The sequence below is a fragment of the Aggregatibacter sp. HK296 genome, assembly GCF_980469475.1.
The window spans coordinates 407,370-424,285 of record NZ_OZ413142.1 but is presented as its reverse complement, the minus strand read 5'-3'; the positions used below and the strand labels follow the sequence as shown (position 1 = coordinate 424,285).

The following is a 16,916-nucleotide window of genomic DNA, read 5'->3' as shown; positions in this document are numbered from 1 at the left end:
GATGCAATTTATTATTTCCCGAGAAAATTTATTAAAACCGTTGCAACAAGTGTGTGGCGTATTGAATAGTCGCCCGAATATTCCGGTATTAAATAACGTCTTATTGCAAATTGAGAATAATCAATTAAGCATTACCGGTACGGATTTAGAAGTCGAACTTTCAACCCAAACGCCATTACTTCATGCGGAACAAGATGGCAAATTCACAATTCCGGCTAAAAAATTCTTAGATATTTGCCGTAGTTTGCCGGAAAATGCGGAAATTACCGTCACATTTGAAGAAGATCGCGCCATTGTGCGCTCCGATCGCAGTAAATTTAATTTATCCACCTTGCCGGCGGAAGATTATCCGAACCTCACAGATTGGCAATCAGAAGTCGATTTCACCCTTGAGCAAGCGACACTACGCCGTTTAATTGAAGCCACTCAATTTTCCATGGCAAATCAAGACGCGCGCTATTTCTTAAATGGTATGAAATTTGAAACGGAAGGTAATTTATTACGCACCGTCGCAACCGATGGCCACCGTTTAGCGGTTTGTACTATTCCATTAGAACAAGATTTACAGACTCATTCAGTGATTTTACCGCGTAAAGGTGTATTAGAACTGGCACGTTTGTTGGAGCCAAGCGAGCAACCGGCGCGTTTACAAATCGGCACAAATAACCTACGTATTCAATTAAATAACATCACATTCACATCAAAACTTATTGATGGTCGTTTCCCTGATTATCGTCGTGTGTTGCCACGCAATGCAACCCGCATCGTTGAAGCCGGTTGGGAAACCTTAAAACAAGCCTTTGTACGCGCAGCAATTTTATCTAACGAACGTTTCCGTAGCGTACGCTTACAACTTAGTGAAAATCAACTGAAAATCACCGCCACTAACCCGGAACAAGAGGTGGCAGAAGAAATTATCGATGTCTCTTACAGCGGAGAAGAAATGGAAGTGGGCTTTAACGTCAGCTATATTCTTGACGTGTTGAATGCGTTGAAATGCAATCGAGTGCGTATGCGCTTAACTGATGCCTCTTCCAGCTGCTTAATTGAAGATTGTGAAGATGCCAGCGCAGAATATGTGATTATGCCGATGCGCTTATAATGTATGGCGATTTCACGTTTAACCGTTGAAAATTTTCGTAATTTACAAGCCGTAGATCTGGAATTAGATCACGGCTTTAACTTTTTGGTTGGCAACAACGGCAGTGGCAAAACCAGCTTATTGGAAGCCATTTTCTATTTAGGTCACGGACGCTCTTTTAAAAGTGCGGTCAGTAATCGGATTATTTCTTACGATCAACCGCACTTTACCCTCTTTGGGCAAATTCAAGAACAGCAACATCAATGGTCGGTAGGTTTGCAAAAACTACGCCAAGGCAATACGCTCGTGAAAATCAACGGCGAAGACGGTAATAAAATTTCTGACCTCGCACACCTGTTGCCCATGCAAATCATCACGCCGGAAGGTTTAAATTTGCTCAATGGCGGCCCAAGCTATCGTCGCGCCTTTCTGGATTGGGGCTTATTTCATCATCACGTGAGTTTTTATAATCTGTGGGCGAGCTTAAGTCATTTACTCAAACAACGAAATGCGGCCTTACAGCAAGTTTCCGGTTATCAACAAATGAAAATTTGGGACGTGGAATTGGTGAAACTTGCCGAGCAGGTAAGCCTGCTAAGAGCCGAATATGCACAAGCCTTGCAACCGGAAATTGAACAAACCTGCCGTTTATTTCTGCCTGAACTCGACATTGGCGTGAGTTTTCATCAAGGCTGGGAAAAAGAACAAAACTACGCAGAATTGCTAGAGCGTAATTTCGAACGGGATCGTGCATTAGGCTATACAGTTTCAGGCCCGCAAAAATCCGATTTTCGTTTTAAAGCCAATGGATTACCGGTGGAAGATATTTTATCACGCGGTCAGCTGAAATTATTAATGTGCGCATTGCGTTTGGCTCAGGGCGAGCATTTGATGCAACAAAAACAACGCCATTGTATTTTCCTCATTGACGACTTTGCCTCCGAGTTGGATCAAACTAAGCGTAGTCTTCTTGCTGAACGCTTACAAAACAGTGGCTCACAAGTTTTTGTCACCGCCATTACACAAAACCAGCTCAAAGAAATGCAACCGAAAAAGCACCGCACTTTTAAAATCGATTCGGGCAAAATCGAATTGTTGTAAAAAAATTAGCCTCCAATTTGGAGGCTAATCATAAGAAAATCGGTTATTTTTGACTACAAACCGCAATAAAATGCAATTTACGTTCAGGGTCATTAAAAGTGCTAAACATTCGCTTAAACTGCTCACGATTTTCCGCTTTCATGGCATTTTTAATGATTTTCAGTGTGCCTAACACGCCTTCGTCATAAATCATGCCTTTTGGCGACAACAGTGTCATCTCACCGGAAAAGGTTTCGATATTACGAAAACCACTGTCTAAAAACACCTGCTTCCACCCCTCTTTGGTTAATGGCGTTACCGTCACATTGATGGCATTGCGCATATTTTCCAAAATGGTTTTATGATCATCCCCCACTAACATCACATCGTGAGTCAGCAAAAAGCCACCCGGTTTCAATACGCGAAAATATTCACCAACGGCTTTCATTTTGGCCTCAACAGGCAGCATGGTGAGCATTGCCTCATTAATTACAATATCAAAGGTATTATCTTCAAAAGGCAATTTCATCGCATTGGCGCGTTGCACATGAATTTTGTCCTGCAAGTTATTCGCCGCAATATTGGCCTTGGCTTTTTCCAAGGCGTTTTCATCTAAATCGACACCTTCAATTTGGCAACCATATTGCTTTGCCAAACCAATGGCGGTGGTGCACATATTGCATGCCACTTCGAGGACTTTTTTATCTTTATTAAAATCACCGCTTGCAATCAACCAATCAGTCGCCTTCCGACCACCCGGGCGCAAACGGGTTTTACCTAAACGTGCCAAAAAATTATGGCCGACTTCTTCTTTAGCCATCTGATTTCTCCTAAATAAAATAGCAATGATTTATATTATAAATAAATCTCATTTCGATTAAAGAAAAAAGATAAAAAAATTCAAATGTCGTTGATAGTCAATAACATTCTAAAAATGCTCGATTTATGCCTTATTTTGGTTAGAATATAAAAGATTTTTAACATAAAAGGAGTAAACCAATGAAATTTAAAACTCTCTTAGCTGTAAGCATCGGCGCAATCTGTGCTGCAAGTATGGCGAATGCCCATGAACACAAACACGATCACATGGCGCCTGCCGGTGCTTCTATTGAAGTAAAAGTACAACAACTTGATCCGGTTAACGGCAACAAAGATGTAGGTACCGTCACCATTACCGAATCCAACTACGGTTTGGTCTTTACACCAAACTTAAACGGATTAGAAGCCGGTTTACATGGTTTCCATATTCACCAAAACCCAAGCTGTGATCCGAAAGAAAAAGACGGTAAACTTACTGCAGGCTTAGGCGCAGGCGGTCACTGGGATCCAAAAGAGACTAAAAAACACGGCTTCCCATGGCAAGATGACGCACACTTAGGCGATTTACCGGCATTAACCGTATTACATGATGGCACAGCGACTAACCCTGTGCTTGCACCACGTATCAAACACCTTGATGACGTTCGTGGTCATTCCATCATGATCCACGTGGGTGGCGATAACCACTCTGATCACCCTGCTCCACTTGGTGGTGGCGGTGCACGTATGGCCTGCGGTGTAATCAAATAATTAATAATGAAAACAAAAGGCTGACAAATGTCAGCCTTTCTTTTTATAAAAGTGCGGTTAAAAAATCCGATATTTCTCGCTAATCAAATCTATTTACCCTTATCCTCTCTTGTTTTAGAATACGCACCCTTTGAATCTCGTTATAAAATGAAGGAAAGTAAACTATGGAAGAATCTCAACAATTAGAAAAACTCCCCCAAGTGGTCACCGGAATATTAAAAATCGTTTTAAGCTCTGCATTAATCGCATTGGCACTGGTACTCATTATCGCCCTCGTCAAAATTACGTATTCTTTGGCAATGATGGTCTTCAATACCTCATCCATTGTGCCTTATGACGTTGCCGAACAAGCCGTTATGTTTTTCCTCTATTTCGGTTTTATCGGTCTTATCGTGCAATATTTCAAAAGTGGTTACCATTTTCCTCTGCGTTATTTTATTTACGCCGGTATCACCGCCATGCTGCGTTTGATCATCGTAAATCACGAAAGTTCGGTAGATACCCTTCTCTTCGCCTGTGCCATTTTAATTATGGTAATCGCGTTATGCTTAGTACTCTATTCCAATAAATTAAGAAATATCTAAAATAAAAGTGCGGTCAAAAAACAATTTGATTTTCCACCGCACTTTAAAGATCAAAAAGGTGAGCCCGTTGCTCACCTTTTTTACATTACTCTTCCATATATCCTAGGCTACGTAAGGCACGCTCATCGTCCGCCCAGCCGGATTTCACTTTCACCCAAAGTTCCAAATGGACTTTATTATCAAATAAACGCTCCATGTCTAAACGGGCTTCTGTACCGATTTTTTTCAATTTTTCGCCTTTGTGACCGATAACGATTTTTTTCTGTCCGTCTCGTTCAACCAAAATCAGGGCATTAATTTCATACGTACCGCGCTCATTCACCTTAAATTGCTCAATTTCTACAGTAACAGAATAAGGTAATTCTTCTCCCATAAAGCGCATTAATTTTTCACGAATAATTTCCGATGCCATGAAACGTTGAGAACGATCGGTCACATAATCTTCCGGGAAATGGTGCACACCTGGGCGCAAAGACTTACGCACGATGTTCTCAATCACCTCTAAATTATTCCCTTTTTCAGCGGAAATCGGCACGATATCGATAAACGTAAATTTACTACTGATTTCCGTAATAAACGGCAATAAATCATCTTTATTTTTAATGTTATCGATTTTATTAATGGCAAGCACAACCGGCACTTTCGTTTTACGCAGTTTATTCAGCACCATTTCATCGTCATCGTTCCAATGGGTGCCATCCACCACAAAAATGACTAAATCCACATCAGTAATCGCACTGCTGGCAGCTCGGTTCATTAAGCGGTTGATGGCCCGTTTTTCCTCAATGTGTAGCCCCGGCGTATCTACATAAATTTCCTGATACGGGCCTTCGGTTTTAATGCCCACAATACGATGACGGGTTGTTTGCGCTTTGCGCGATGTGATAGAAATTTTTTGTCCGAGAATTTTATTCAGCAAGGTGGATTTCCCTACGTTCGGACGACCTACAATGGCAATAAAGCCACAATACGTTTCAAGTTGTTCTGTCATTTGATATTTAACTCTTGAAGAATTTGTTCTGCCGCAGCTTGTTCCGCTTTACGACGGCTGGAACCTTTACCGATAAAAGTGCGGTCATTATCTGAAATGGAACACTCCACGATAAATAATTGGTTATGGGCTTCCCCTTGAATACTTACTACATGATAAGTGGGTAACGGTTGGCGATTACCTTGTAAATATTCCTGTAAACGGGTTTTAGCATCTTTTTGATTGTCGCCCGGTTTAATCGTTTCAAGGAGCGTTTGATACCAACGATTCACGATCTGTGTCGCATGACTTAAGCTACTATCCAGTGAAATGGCCCCGATAATCGCTTCAACACAATCCGCCAAAATAGATTCACGGCGAAAACCGCCACTTTTTAACTCGCCTTGCCCAAGTGATAAATAATCACCCAATTGAAAATCACGGGCAAGAATGGCTAAGGTCGGCTCACGCACTAAAGTCGCGCGCATCCGGCTCAACTCACCCTCATTGCATTTTGGAAACTGATGAAACAACGCTTCCGCGATGGTTAAATTCAAAATGGCATCGCCTAGAAACTCTAAGCGTTCATTATGATTATGCCCAGCACTACGATGGGTAAGTGCTTGCTTAAGCAAGGCAACATCTTGGAAATGATAGTCAATTTTTCGTTGTAAACGATCTAAATTATCTTCTCGCATATTATTGAATTTTCTGGAACAAACGCTCGGTGCGAACGCCGGTTGGCCATTCATCCTGTTCTTTCTTTAAACTCAGCCAAATATAGGTTGCTTTACCCACAATATTTTGTGACGGCACAAATCCCCAGAAACGGCTATCTTCACTGTTGTTACGGTTATCGCCCATGACAAAATACTGCCCTTCCGGCACAACCCATTCTGTTACATAATTTTCTTGTTTGCTAAAGGCTTTATAACGATATCCTTCGTTAATCGGCTGTGGATACCAATGAATGGCGTGTGTCACATCACCGGTTTCAATAGTTTCTAATGGTGCAGGGCCATATTGCACTTTCCCACTGTGATCTCTACCTAAAATAAAACGGAAATTGTCATTAGGTTCAGGTTGGGTATAGATGAATTCTTTGATATCGCAATCTACTAAACACTCTTTACCATCTTTAGCGTAAACCAGGGTTAAATGACGATTGGCTTCATTATAAATCACGCGATCACCCGGTTTGCCGACAATACGTTTTATATAGTCTGTGCTTGGTGATTCCGGCGCCTTGAACACAATAACATCACCTCGTTGCGGCTCGCCCATTTTCAAAAGGGTATTTTGAAAAATAGGATCTTTAATACCGTAATCAAATTTATTGACTAAGATGAAGTCGCCAATACGCAATGTGGGTTCCATGGAAGAAGAGGGAATTTGAAATGGCTCGAAAATAAATGAGCGCACAATCAATACAAAAGCTAATACCGGAAACAAAGACGCGACAAATTCAGAACTTTCTGAAATCGGTTCAATTTGAGTTTTTTCCTCTTCGTTTAGCGGTTTGCCACCGCGTTGCTCCAAGCGCGCAATTTGTCTGGCGCGTTTTGGTAACACCCCAAAACGTAAATAACACCAGACGGCACCGGAAAGTGCGGTGAAAATAATCAGTAAAATAGAAAACGTATTAGGCAACTGAAAATGATCCAACACTTTCCATAAACCGTATCCAATCGCGATTAAAATAATCGTAAATAAGTTCGACATTGCTACTTCCTTATTTATCTTTTCCTACATGTAAGATGGCTAAGAACGCTTCCTGCGGCACTTCCACGTTACCGAGCTGTTTCATCCGTTTCTTACCTTCTTTTTGTTTTTGCAATAATTTCTTCTTACGGCTGACGTCACCACCATAACATTTTGCCAACACGTTTTTACGCAATTGTTTCACGGTGGAACGGGCAATAATGTGGTTACCAATCGCGGCTTGAATCGCAATGTCAAATTGTTGGCGCGGAATTAATTCACGCATTTTTTCTACCAACTCTCGACCGCGATACGGCGCATTGTCTTTATGTACAATTAACGCTAACGCATCTACACGATCACCATTGATCATAATATCCACGCGCACCATATCTGCCGTTTGGAAACGTTTGAAGCCGTAATCTAAAGAAGCATAACCACGAGAAGTGGATTTGAGGCGGTCAAAGAAATCCAACACCACTTCGCCCATCGGAATTTCATAAGTCAGCGCCACCTGATTGCCGTGGTACACCATGTGTGTTTGCACCCCACGTTTTTCCACACACAACGTAATCACGTTACCCAAATAGGCCTGTGGCAACAACATGTTACATTCTGCAATCGGCTCGCGAATTTCTGCAATATTGTTCAGCGGAGGCAGTTTTGACGGGCTATCAACATAAATCACCTCGCCATTAGTCAATTCCACTTCATAGACTACAGTTGGCGCGGTCGTGATTAAATCTAAATCATATTCCCGCTCCAAACGTTCCTGAATAATTTCCATGTGCAACAAGCCAAGGAAACCACAACGGAAACCGAAGCCAAGTGCGGTGGAATTTTCCGGTTCATAGAACAGGGAGGCGTCATTTAAACTTAACTTACCAAGCGCATCACGGAAGGCTTCATAGTCATCGGAGCTAATCGGGAACAAGCCTGCGTAAACCTGTGGTTTAACTTTCTTAAATCCCGGTAATACGGAACTCGCCGGCGTGTTGTAGTGAGTTAAGGTATCCCCCACCGGAGCGCCTAAAATATCTTTAATGGCACAGACCACCCAACCTACTTCGCCACAATTTAAGACGGTGGTATCCACTTGTTTTGGAGTAAAAATCCCCAAACGATCTACGTTATAAGATTGACCGGTGGACATCACTTTGATTTTATCGCCTTTGCGTAACGTGCCGTTTTTAATACGAACCAAAGACACCACGCCTAAATAATTATCAAACCAAGAATCAATAATTAATGCCTGTAATGGCGCATTCGGATCACCTTCCGGTGACGGAATTTTCGCCACAATTTCTTCTAATACATCTTCAATGCCCACGCCGGTTTTCGCAGAACAACGCACCGCGTCAATCGCATCAATACCCACGATGTCTTCAATTTCTTCTGCAACACGTTCAGGTTCTGCGGCAGGCAAGTCGATTTTGTTTAAAATCGGCACCACTTCTAAGTTCATTTCAATGGCTGTATAACAGTTTGCCAAGGTTTGTGCTTCTACCCCTTGCCCGGCATCCACCACCAATAATGCGCCTTCACAGGCGGCAAGAGAGCGGGATACCTCATAAGAAAAGTCAACATGACCCGGCGTGTCGATAAAATTCAGTTGATAGGTCTCGCCATCTTTGGATTTATAGTTCAGCGTCACGCTTTGAGCTTTAATGGTAATCCCGCGCTCACGCTCCAGATCCATAGAATCCAATACTTGCTCCTCCATTTCGCGATCAGACAAACCGCCACAAGTTTGGATTAAACGATCCGATAAGGTAGATTTACCGTGGTCAATATGGGCAATAATAGAAAAGTTGCGAATATTCTTCATAAATTGGTAATTTTTCTCATTCAAAAGTCATAAAATTTAACTGGCGGATTGTACCCGAAAAGTGCGGAAATCGCTAGAAAAGAAAAGGAAAAGTGCGGTCTGTTTTTACCTCGTTTAAAAAAACAAAACCCCCGAATTCATCGGGGGTTCTTTTTATTACTTGAAATTACAAGCTTTCAGTGAAAGTACGAGTAATCACATCGCGTTGTTGTTCCGGTGTTAAAGAGTTGAAACGCACAGCGTAACCGGAAACACGGATTGTTAATTGCGGGTATTTTTCAGGGTGTTTCACCGCATCTTCTAATGTCTCACGACGTAATACGTTTACGTTTAAGTGTTGACCGCCTTCTACTTTCACAGTTGGTGCAACATTTACCGGTAATTCACGGTATTCGATTTGACCTAATTCGCTTACTGCTACGATTTGATCTTCTGCGTAATCACCTTTTGCACATAAACAACGTGCTTCACCTTTTTCGCTATCTAACAACCAGAAAGAGTTTAAAAGATTGTCATTAGCCGCTTGGGTGATTTGGATACCTTTAATCATAAAATGCCTCCTAAATTTGGCTTTTCTGTATATTAATTGAACTGCGCGGATTTTATCAAAAATTTTGAAGTTTTCAAATTAATTTGACTTTAATTTGATATAGAACCGAAGTCTTTTTTTAATTCATTTTTAATATTTGATACATATCAAAAATAATCCATTCTAGGTATGCGAAATTTAACAAAATGGTCTCTATTTAGTTACATCTTAATAACAAACAAATCACGCTTATTGCTATGAATTTCACGATGGCTTCATTATAATTCCCGCTACGCAAAATTAGATGGGAACCCCATGATGAAAACCTGGACAGATGTCATTGGGCAGGAAAAACAACAGCCTTATTTTCAACAAGTGTTGCAACGTGTACATGCAGAACGGGAACTGGGGAAAATTATTTACCCGCCCGCACCGGACGTGTTCAATGCTTTTAAATTAACAGAATTCGAACGGGTCAAAGTGGTGATTTTAGGACAAGATCCTTACCATGGACCAAATCAAGCGCATGGTTTATCCTTTTCCGTTAAACCCGGTGTCAAACCGCCACCCTCTTTGTTAAATATGTATAAAGAATTGTCCAATGACATTGAGGACTTTCAGATGCCAAATCATGGCTATTTAGTGGAATGGGCGCAGCAAGGTGTGTTGTTGCTTAACTCGGTATTAACCGTAGAACAAGGTTTAGCTCATTCCCACGCGAATTGGGGTTGGGAAATTTTTACCGATAAAGTCATTGAAGCCTTAAATCAACATCGCGAAAATCTGGTCTTTCTATTATGGGGTAGCCCGGCGCAGAAAAAAGGGCAATTTATTGATCGCCAAAAACATTGTGTTTTAACCAGCGTGCATCCATCGCCGCTATCCGCCCATCGTGGCTTTTTCGGTTGCCACCATTTTTCTAAAACCAACGTCTATTTACAACAACATGGTATTTCCCCGATTAATTGGCAATTAAGCGCGCTTTAGCGTTGTTATCAGAACCATTACAGGAATTTTTATGTTAGCGATTATTTCTCCCGCAAAAACATTAGATTTTGAGAATGCAGTGCCCCAAAAACTCCCGCATTTTCAACCGCACTTTTTAGCCCAAAGCCAACAACTGATCGATATTTGCCGTGAACTGACACCGGCAGACATCGGTTCATTAATGTCAATCAGCGATAAACTCGCCGGGCTTAATGCCGCCCGTTTTGCTGAATGGCAACAAAACCATAACGAACACAATGCCAAAGCGGCGGTTTATGCGTTCAAAGGCGATGTTTACACGGGATTAGATATTGAATCTCTCAATGAAGAAGATGTGTTATATGCACAGCAACACTTGCGTATTTTATCCGGCTTATATGGCTTATTAACGCCATTAGATTTAATCCAGCCATACCGTTTGGAAATGGGAACAAAACTCGCTAATCCGAAAGGCAAGGATTTATATGCGTTCTGGCACAATGTCATTACGCCGGTATTGCAACAAGCGATCGATCAACAAGGCGGTACACTCATTAACTTGGCCTCCGACGAATACTACAAATCAGTGCAAGAACACAACCTCAAAGGTAACATTATTAAACCGGTCTTTTTAGATAACAAAAATGGGAAGTACAAAGTGATTAGCTTCTATGCCAAAAAAGCACGCGGCTTAATGTGTCGTTACCTCATTCAACATCGCATTAGCGACGTAGAACAGCTTAAGCAATTCGACCTTGGTGGCTACTGGTTTGATAGCGCGGCATCTACAAAAACAGAATTTGTCTTTAAACGGGATTTGGCGGAATAAACATGATGAAAAAAACACTTGTTATTTTGACCGCACTTTTCCTAACAGCGTGCGTTTCCAACTCACAATTAGACGTGCCGCAAAGCATTCAACACAATGATAAAACCTACCAACTTGCGACCCAACAGGATTTGGGCAGTGTCGCTCGTTATGTTTATCTATTGCCGGGCGAAACACCGAAAGAATGGCAAAGTGCGGTGGAGATTTTGCTCGATCGAAACTTTCAAAAGCGCACCTTGCAACAACGCATTGATTTGCGCAAGCGGGTTTATACCAACACCGGCGTGAAAAATTTCCAGCTTTATCGCCAAAACGAAACATTATACGCCTATGTGATTTATGAGCCATCCGAACAAAACAAAGATTGGCAAATCGACATGGCAAAAGGTAAAGAATTGCCGTTTTGTGGCTTTGTGCAATATCAGTATTCCTTGAAAATTCCGAAAAATTACAAACTCGGCAATATGAATAGCAAACGCGTGGTCAACCATCTGAAAAAATATTTGGTTGAAAAAGAAATGAAACAACTGAGCAAAGCGGATTGGCTTTTGGGATGTAAAGCGTAATGCCGGCTTCTGAATATTCCGCTCAAGTCAAAAAGGCGGCGCATTTTTCCATTATCACCGCTTTAGTGTTAATTATCGTGAAAGGCATTGCCTGGTGGCAAACAGACTCAGTGAGTATGCTCGCCTCAATCACCGACTCCATGTTGGATTTATTGGCCTCTTTCATGAGCATGCTGATTTTGCGTTTTGCTTTAATGCCCGCCGATCACAACCACTCTTTTGGGCATGGTAAGGCGGAATCTCTCGCCTCTTTGGTGCAAAGCGCCTTTATTTCCGGTTCGGCGATTTTCCTGTTACTACAAGGCATACACCGTTTTAATTCCCCGCAAGCCTTGAACAATACAATATTGGGTTTGTTGGTTACCGTCTTTTCCATTTTTGCGACACTATTATTAGTGTGGTATCAAGGACGTGTAATTGAACAAACGGATAGCCCGGCAATTAAAGCGGATCGGTTGCATTATCAAACAGATTTGCTGATGAACTTTGCCATTTTGATTTCCTTAGGCTTGAGTGTGCACGGTATTTTATGGGCAGATGCGGTTTTTGCGATTTTAATCTCCCTTTATATTTTATTAAATGCGGCCAAAATGCTGTTTAGTTCAACACAGTTATTGCTTGATCAAATGTTACCGGCAGAGGAAATTGAACAAATTAATGCGGTGCTTAACCAAGAAATCGCCCAAGATCCGCGTATCCTCGGGTTTCATGCGTTACGCACCCGTCGTTCCGGTGCGATTCGTTTTATTCAATTTCACCTTGAATTGGCGGATGAGCTGTCTTTTATCGAAGCGCACGATATCACCGAACATTTGGAAACACGGTTAAAAACAACGTTCCCGCACAGCGATATTGTGATCCATCCGGAACCCACATTTGTTGTACAACAAGAAATGCAGCACATAAAAAAAATGCTATAATTTGAGCACGTTTAACCTAAACAACCGATTTTTAAATTAAAACTTTATGTAAGGGATAACTTATGATTAAAAAAATTGCAGTATTAACAAGTGGTGGCGACGCACCGGGCATGAACGCGGCAATTCGCGCAGTGGTTCGCGCAGGGTTGTCTGAAGGGTTAGAAGTTTATGGTATCTATGACGGCTATTATGGCTTATACCACAACAACATTAAGCAGTTAACCCGTTATAGCGTATCCGACATCATCAACCGTGGCGGTACCTGTTTAGGCTCAGCACGTTTCCCGGAATTTAAAGATCCGGAAGTGCGTGCAAAATGTGCCGACATCTTACGTTCTCACGGCATTGATGCGCTCGTCGTTATCGGCGGGGACGGTTCCTACATGGGGGCGAAATTATTGACCGAAGAACACGGTTTCCCATGCGTTGGTATTCCTGGCACAATCGATAACGACGTTGCCGGGACCGACTATACCATCGGCTACCAAACCGCATTACAAACCGCCGTTGAAGCCATCGACCGTTTACGTGACACCTCCAGCTCCCACCAACGTATTTCCATCGTAGAAATCATGGGCCGCCACTGTAGCGACCTCACCATTTCTGCAGGGATTGCCGGTGGATGCGAATACATTGTGGCCTCCGAGGTAGAATTTAACCGCGAAGAGCTGATTCGCCAAATTGAACGCAGCATCATCAAAGGCAAACGCCATGCGATTATTGCGATTACTGAATTAATCTGCGACGTAAATGAATTAGCGAAAGAAATTGAAGATCGCGTTCATCATGAAACCCGCGCCACTATTTTAGGTCACATCCAACGTGGCGGTACACCATGTGCATTCGACCGTATCCTCGGTTCCCGCATGGGCGTCTATGCTATCGACTTATTGCTCCAAGGCAAAGGCGGCTACTGTGTGGGCATCCAAAATGAACACTTAGTTCACCACGATATCATTGATGCCATCAACAACATGCGCCGTGAATTTAAAGCAGACTGGTTAACCATGTTCAAACGCTTAGACTAAACGCTATCGTTTTTTACCCAAACAAAAGTGCGGTCAAAATCCATTGTGTTTTTTGACCGCACTTTTTTATTTATTTCGCTAGAACTGCCAATCAAATTTCATCATGACAGTACGCGGACGTCCGTAGAAATTATTCATCCCGCGAGTACGATTATAGTTATTTTCAAAGTAAGTTTTATCCGCTAAATTCGTTCCAATCAAACTGAGTTTGGCGTGGCGATTAAACTCGTACTGAATATTGGCATCAAACAGAGTATAGCCTGCTTGTTTAATGCCATATAAGCTACTTGTCGGGCTCTGTGCAGAGATACCGGCACCAATCGTCCATTTGCTACTAGGAATTCGGTAACTGGTGGCAAGTCGAAACATCTGAACAGGAGTAAAATTACTAAAGTTGTAAGGATCTTTAGCGCCTTTTGCCCGTTCATTATTAATTTCTTCTGCATTTTTATATTTACTTTTATTGTAAGTATAGCCTGCAAAAAGTTGCCAATTTTCTGTTATATTTCCAGCCAACTCCAATTCAAACCCCTTGCTAACAACGCGTCCGATTGGTTTTGCGATGGTCTGGAATGATCCAACAGCACCATTTTTGCCCGGTATATATCCAAAATCGACAACAGTACGATTTTTTTGCTCAACAGAAAATAAAGCCAAAGAGCTATTTAATTGATTATCAAAGAAAGAGCCTTTCCAACCTATTTCATAGTTTGTACCAATTAACGGAGGTAATACCGTTTTACTGGTAATATCTACGTTGTCTTGCTGTTTAAAAATCTTAGTATAACTTGCATAAAGGCTCTGCTCATTCGTCAAATCATAAGTAATACCGACATACGGTGTAAAATGATGCCCCTTCATTTTGGCAGTATAGTGCTCATTATCCTTATCAATATTTGATTGCGATTGATAGCGCGTCGCTGGCTCACCATTATAAACAGGCGTTTCTTTACGTTGTGAGGTCTCAAAATGGGTAAACTGCACACCACCTAATAAATGGAAGCGTTCTGTTGCATTAAAACGAGTGCTCAAAATAACTGCATGCGTTTCATTTTTATTGAAATATTTAGCATAATTATAACGAGCTAAAACATGGTCATCCGGCTCCTTCAACATCTTATAAACAATTTCATTTGGATTTCCATAAGCACCATTTTTATACTTAATGTCACCGTTGCTGTCACGTTCCGGAATTTTTTGCCCATTTTTATCTAATTCATACAAAATATTACCGTCTTTATCGACTTTAATTTTATAAGCATGTTGGCAATCTGGTGTATAAAGCATATGGTCACCTTTTTCATCATGCTTGTCCCAATCCGGTTCAGGAAGATTTTTATCGATTGGAGAATAATAATTTCCTTGCTCATTAGGAACACAACGACCGGCTAAATGCTGATGCACTTGACCAACCTCATCAATAGTACTTATACGATAACGTTTCTGAAAAATTTCAACAAAATCTGATTGAATATTTTCATGGTTATAAGCATAACCTACATAAAAATCATGGTCTCGTTCAAAAAGATTATAGTGTCCAGTTAAATTCAATTTAATCCCGTATTGTTCGTCCTTTTTAATATGTCGAATTGGTGCGAATGTAAATTTTCGATTAGTTGTACCTTTATTGTTATAAGCCCTATTATAGAGATAGTTTGAAAAACGGTTTTCTGCGTCGTTAGCAATACCTGCTTCTTGTAGTTTTTTGTCAATATATTCTTGTTTATCTTTATCAATACCAGGATCTGCCCAGTCATTACATAAAAAATCAAGACCAATATCATTCATGCATTGATCAAACCCTTTTTTACGGGCAGCAAGCCGATCGTTTCTATATTGATTAAAGTCGCCTTGGTTAAATTGATTTTGAGCATAATCTGCCTTACGTTGCTCGTATTCTTTCGTTGCTTGATCACGATATTCTTTTAATTTTTTAAGTGCTTGGTCTTTTGGCTCAAAAGGAATAATTTCACCTTTCTCGGTTAGAAATCCTTTCGCGTCAGAACCGGACAAACCGGCAGCATGTTCGTCTTTGATAAAAAATTGCCCAACTTTTGCATCTGAATTATTTTTTGTATAGGACGCCTCAATACTAAGCTCCCAATCGTTATCAAAAACAAATTTGGTATTAGCAAATAAGTTATATTTATCACCCTTCAAACGAGACCAACTCTGTCCTAAATAGGTATTTCGAGGAAGTTTTACTGGATTATTACATGCCGGGCGGGAGGCAAAAGGAGCAACTTGAGGATTTTCACAAGGTAATATCACGCCAGAAAAATCCGGCACTTCATTAATTTTCTGATACATACCACCTAAAGTTAACACGCCAACATTGCCTAAATCCATGTCAGCGACACCATAAATTAGCCCTTTTTTACCATGCACATTATCTTTAAAAGACTTTGCTTTTTCCCCTACACCAACTAAACGGGCACGAATACTATTATCTTGATTTACGCCTCCGGAAACGTCTAGTACCGAACGAGTACTACCTCGGTGATCGACCGTTATTTCTCCTAGGTGTTGGAATTTGTCTGTAGGTCGTTTTCGAATCAAATTAATTGTGCCACCTGGCTCAGAGTTAGACTGGGTCAATCCTGTCGCACCACGCACAACTTCAATATGATCATAAATAGCTAGATCAGTGCTAGGAGAAACGTCTATTTTGGCGGTATAACCTGAACGCCCACCTACATTAGTCGTAATACCATCTTCACCAATTTGATCTACATAAAAACCACGGGAAAGAAAACGAGTTTGTAACCCTGAATCACGTACAACATTAACACCTGTGGTATTCTTCATTGCTTCTTCAAGAGTATGAATAGCTTTGTCATCTAATTGCTTTTTTGTAATCACACTAACAGATTGTGGCGTATCCTTACCGGAAACTTTTAGTCCAGTAGCTGTTTTCATCGACTTAATTGTATAGCCACGGCTACCCTCAGTGGTATTAGTATCAGTTTCTTCAATAACATTAATCTGCTCTAAACTGTCCTCCGTATATGCGGTTTGGCAAGTACAAAATAAAGAAATAGAAAGTAGACTAAGGTGAAAATAAGATGGAAGTGAAAGATGAGATTGATGCATTTTTGGCTCCTAAATAAGAATTATTTTTATTAAATGATAACAATTATTATTCTTATATTAAAGAAAAAAGATAACCAAATGACTATTTATAAAATATCTTTTTTATACAAAAGGACAGTATGGCCTATAGAGCAAAAATATAGCTAAAAGTACCTGTAAGCTTCACTTGTGA

The 16,916-nt window shown here is 41.0% G+C and carries 16 protein-coding genes; 9 read left to right on the top strand and 7 right to left on the bottom strand.

The genetic code is table 11. The annotated features are described in order from the left end of the window. Position 1 precedes the first annotated feature (1 nt). A complete protein-coding gene (gene dnaN, locus AC30SH_RS02130; RefSeq protein WP_314885224.1) occupies positions 2-1,102 on the top strand; it encodes a DNA polymerase III subunit beta in 1,101 nt (366 codons plus the stop codon). Between the two features lie 3 nt (positions 1,103-1,105). Beyond that, on the top strand, positions 1,106-2,182 hold the full coding sequence (recF, locus tag AC30SH_RS02125; RefSeq protein ID WP_212509906.1) for a DNA replication/repair protein RecF: 1,077 nt from the start codon (positions 1,106-1,108) through the stop codon (positions 2,180-2,182). 43 nt (positions 2,183-2,225) lie between these two features. On the opposite strand, the gene AC30SH_RS02120 is transcribed toward recF, so the two are convergent. Next, entirely contained in the window at positions 2,226-2,981 is a 756-nt protein-coding gene (locus AC30SH_RS02120) for a class I SAM-dependent methyltransferase (protein ID WP_212509907.1), read from the bottom strand. A gap of 179 nt (positions 2,982-3,160) precedes the next feature. On the opposite strand from AC30SH_RS02120, the gene sodC reads away from it, so the two are divergent. Continuing rightward, positions 3,161-3,730, top strand: a complete 570-nt coding sequence (gene sodC, locus AC30SH_RS02115) for a superoxide dismutase family protein (protein ID WP_212509908.1) — start codon at positions 3,161-3,163, stop codon at positions 3,728-3,730. A gap of 164 nt (positions 3,731-3,894) precedes the next feature. Further along, positions 3,895-4,314 carry a phosphate-starvation-inducible protein PsiE gene (gene psiE / locus AC30SH_RS02110; protein ID WP_048749371.1) on the top strand — a complete coding sequence of 140 codons (420 nt, stop codon included), beginning with the start codon at positions 3,895-3,897 and terminating at the stop codon, positions 4,312-4,314. 85 nt (positions 4,315-4,399) lie between these two features. Here the strand turns inward: psiE and era are convergent, their stop codons facing one another. From era to grcA, 5 genes are all read right to left on the bottom strand, one after another. Then, positions 4,400-5,305: a GTPase Era gene (gene era / locus AC30SH_RS02105; protein WP_109128198.1), complete on the bottom strand. Its 906-nt coding sequence runs from the start codon at positions 5,303-5,305 to the stop codon at positions 4,400-4,402. Further along, on the bottom strand, positions 5,302-5,982 hold the full coding sequence (gene rnc / locus AC30SH_RS02100) for a ribonuclease III (protein ID WP_454906030.1): 681 nt from the start codon (positions 5,980-5,982) through the stop codon (positions 5,302-5,304). The genes era and rnc overlap by 4 nt, the downstream gene beginning before the upstream one ends. Position 5,983: 1 nt before the next feature. Then, complete coding sequence (lepB, locus tag AC30SH_RS02095; protein ID WP_489582045.1) at positions 5,984-7,006, bottom strand: signal peptidase I; 1,023 nt, start codon at positions 7,004-7,006, stop codon at positions 5,984-5,986. 10 nt (positions 7,007-7,016) lie between these two features. Further along, the gene (gene lepA / locus AC30SH_RS02090) at positions 7,017-8,813 is read right to left on the bottom strand and encodes a translation elongation factor 4 (protein ID WP_489582044.1); all 1,797 of its coding nucleotides are present in this window, start codon (positions 8,811-8,813) and stop codon (positions 7,017-7,019) included. A gap of 166 nt (positions 8,814-8,979) precedes the next feature. Then, entirely contained in the window at positions 8,980-9,363 is a 384-nt protein-coding gene (gene grcA / locus AC30SH_RS02085) for an autonomous glycyl radical cofactor GrcA (RefSeq protein WP_006719191.1), read from the bottom strand. 297 nt (positions 9,364-9,660) lie between these two features. On the opposite strand from grcA, the gene ung reads away from it, so the two are divergent. The 5 genes from ung (at position 9,661) to pfkA (ending at position 13,651) form a co-directional block, all read left to right on the top strand. Continuing rightward, positions 9,661-10,329, top strand: a complete 669-nt coding sequence (gene ung / locus AC30SH_RS02080) for a uracil-DNA glycosylase (protein WP_489582392.1) — start codon at positions 9,661-9,663, stop codon at positions 10,327-10,329. Between the two features lie 31 nt (positions 10,330-10,360). After that, positions 10,361-11,137, top strand: a complete 777-nt coding sequence (yaaA, locus tag AC30SH_RS02075) for a peroxide stress protein YaaA (protein ID WP_489582043.1) — start codon at positions 10,361-10,363, stop codon at positions 11,135-11,137. 5 nt (positions 11,138-11,142) lie between these two features. Further along, positions 11,143-11,703 (top strand): hypothetical protein, encoded by a 561-nt coding sequence (locus AC30SH_RS02070; RefSeq protein WP_489582391.1) that lies wholly within the window; start codon positions 11,143-11,145, stop codon positions 11,701-11,703. After that, positions 11,703-12,623: a cation diffusion facilitator family transporter gene (locus tag AC30SH_RS02065; protein WP_489582042.1), complete on the top strand. Its 921-nt coding sequence runs from the start codon at positions 11,703-11,705 to the stop codon at positions 12,621-12,623. Before AC30SH_RS02070 ends, AC30SH_RS02065 begins: the two co-directional genes overlap by 1 nt. Before the next feature lie 62 nt (positions 12,624-12,685). Further along, positions 12,686-13,651 carry a 6-phosphofructokinase gene (gene pfkA, locus AC30SH_RS02060; RefSeq protein ID WP_048749355.1) on the top strand — a complete coding sequence of 322 codons (966 nt, stop codon included), beginning with the start codon at positions 12,686-12,688 and terminating at the stop codon, positions 13,649-13,651. Between the two features lie 78 nt (positions 13,652-13,729). Here the strand turns inward: pfkA and AC30SH_RS02055 are convergent, their stop codons facing one another. After that, entirely contained in the window at positions 13,730-16,744 is a 3,015-nt protein-coding gene (locus AC30SH_RS02055) for a TonB-dependent siderophore receptor (protein ID WP_489582041.1), read from the bottom strand. Positions 16,745-16,916 lie beyond the last annotated feature (172 nt).